At 55.6% G+C, this 1,988-nt stretch carries 3 protein-coding genes and 1 pseudogene; all 4 read right to left on the minus strand.

Annotated elements, in window-relative coordinates; all coding sequences use genetic code 11:
• Nucleotides 1-212: pseudogene (locus ADK28_RS28295) on the minus strand (hypothetical protein); the annotation flags it as partial.
• 10 nt (nt 213-222) lie between these two features.
• Nucleotides 223-702 (minus strand): antirestriction protein, encoded by a 480-nt coding sequence (locus ADK28_RS28300; protein ID WP_152929756.1) that lies wholly within the window; start codon nt 700-702, stop codon nt 223-225.
• Between the two features lie 70 nt (nt 703-772).
• On the minus strand, nt 773-1,594 hold the full coding sequence (locus tag ADK28_RS28305) for a DUF932 domain-containing protein (protein WP_048797326.1): 822 nt from the start codon (nt 1,592-1,594) through the stop codon (nt 773-775).
• Between the two features lie 91 nt (nt 1,595-1,685).
• Nucleotides 1,686-1,919 (minus strand): DUF905 domain-containing protein, encoded by a 234-nt coding sequence (locus tag ADK28_RS28310; protein WP_025203175.1) that lies wholly within the window; start codon nt 1,917-1,919, stop codon nt 1,686-1,688.
• Between the last annotated feature and the right edge of the window lie 69 nt (nt 1,920-1,988).

Here is a 1,988-nt window from a genome sequence, read left to right on the forward strand (position 1 = left end):
AGGCGATGCTGGTTATCGAGGAAGAGTGCGGTAAATTCTTCGCGCTCCAGTGAAGCGAGCTGCAGACGCAGCCAGTCACGGACGGCATGGCTGGACGTAAATGACGCGCCGGGTTCGCGTAACTGGCGCTCCAGCAGGGTTAATGCTGCCCTGACCGTCTGCTGGTCGGCAGGGGCTAATTCACGGGCAAACAGCGGTAACTGTTGTTCCATAATACTTACCTCAGTCGATAATGCGCATGATGGCATTACATTCCGGGTGATGCAGCGCATAGTCACGCAGACGCCAGTAATGTTCCGTCATGGCGTCGCATTCTGTGCGGCACGCGTGATGACTGTAAGCGATAAGACAGACCGCAATCCCTGCAGCTTCGGCGCTCATATCTGCGGCGTTGCCATTCATGGCGTTGAACAGCGACCAGAAGGCATCGTTGTCCGTTTCCGGAGCCATGAAGGCTCCTCCGTTGTTGAGAGTATAAAAATTCCAGATACCGCCGCTGTAGTCAGCGCAGAACCGGTCCATCCACGCAAAGACCTGCGGTTCAAGGGTTATCCACTGCGGGATGTTGCCAAAGTGCTGCGGCCAGAATCCCACACGCTGTTCGTCAGGTACGGGCGTGGCTATCAGTGCCGGTGCAGAACCGTTATCGCCAGCCTGCAGAGGTCGCTGATGGTTGTCGTTAATATTAATAATGTCGGTCATGTTAATTTTTCCTTATGCATGAGTATGTTGAATGGAGCTGTCGGGCCGGGGATTGATTTCGGTGGCGGGGCTACCTGCCCAACAGGTCCATCATGTTTTCCGCCATCACCCAGAGCGCACGGTTTAACTTAACGTCGCCATCTATCCCGTTTACTGCGCGGGTATGGGTGCGTTTACCCTGCGCGGTACAGCCACTTAGTCCGCCTTTCAGCAGGTTTTCCTGAATGCGCTGGTAAGTGGTCCACAGGTCATCGCTCTCGTCCTGCCAGCGGCGGGGTGCAAGAATTTGCGCTTCGGTTACTGGCTGGTACTCTTCCCCAAAACGGTATGCCAGCGCCGCTTTAGCCAGTGCATGCTGTGCTGGTGGCGGTAGTTGCAGGGACTGCATGGCGTCACGTTTCTCTTCCACCCGGTCAAAGACGCTGAGCACCTCATAGGCACCCTCAATCACCTTCCCGACAACATCGCCCCGGTGCGGCACGCGGATCTCGCCAAACGACTGTCCGCAGACGAGCGAATTGGTGCAGACGCTTCGGAATATCCCCGGCAGTAGCTGAAAACTTGATGCGCCATCGTGCGAATTCAGGATGATAATTTCCGGCACCTGCTGACCGTTTATCTGACCGGCACGACGCAGGCGCAGCATATGCTTTGTATGTTCCCGTCTGCTCTGGTCGCGCACACGTGACTGGCAGGCAAAGAATGGCTGGAACCCTTCGCGTTTAAGGTTCTCCAGCAGGGTGATCGTGGGTATGTAGGTATACTTTTCGCTTCTGGAGTCGTGCTTGTCTTCCCCGAAGACACTGGGGACGTGCTGCATCAGTTCTTCGCGGGTTAAGGGGCGGTCACGGCGAATCTGGTTCACCCGACCAAAACGGCTGGCTAATCGCATTGTTAATTCCTTATGGTTGCTTTAACGGCATAAACAAAAAAGCCATGCTCCGGTGGGAGCATGGCCTGCTGGTGTGGTTGTTGGTGATGAGTCAATTTTTGGGTATACCGTGGCTGAGCAGATAGCGGTTCAGCCACTCTCCTGCATTTGCTTCAAAATTCCACGCCCGCCAGAACAACTGCCCTCCGCTGTCGCGAATGACCAGCCGAAAGTGCGTACCCTGGTCGTCTTCAATGGCTACGTTGGTGTACAGCGTGGCGACGGCTGTTGCCTGCTCTCGGGTGAACGGACCGGGTGGTAACGGCGTATTGTCAGTGTCCTGTATGGTGAACTCCTCTGATATCTGGCACAAAAACAAACGCCCCGCTCAGTGAGCAGGGCATCAACGGGAGGC

Origin of the sequence: Serratia sp. 506_PEND, assembly GCF_001076875.1 — a bacterium.
Classification (GTDB): domain Bacteria; phylum Pseudomonadota; class Gammaproteobacteria; order Enterobacterales; family Enterobacteriaceae; genus Serratia; species Serratia marcescens.

Coding starts and splice junctions, on each gene's coding strand:
- ADK28_RS28300 (WP_152929756.1), bottom strand. CDS start 702: ATGACCGACATTATTAATATTAACGACAACCATCAGCGACCTCTGCAG.
- ADK28_RS28305 (WP_048797326.1), bottom strand. CDS start 1,594: ATGCGATTAGCCAGCCGTTTTGGTCGGGTGAACCAGATTCGCCGTGAC.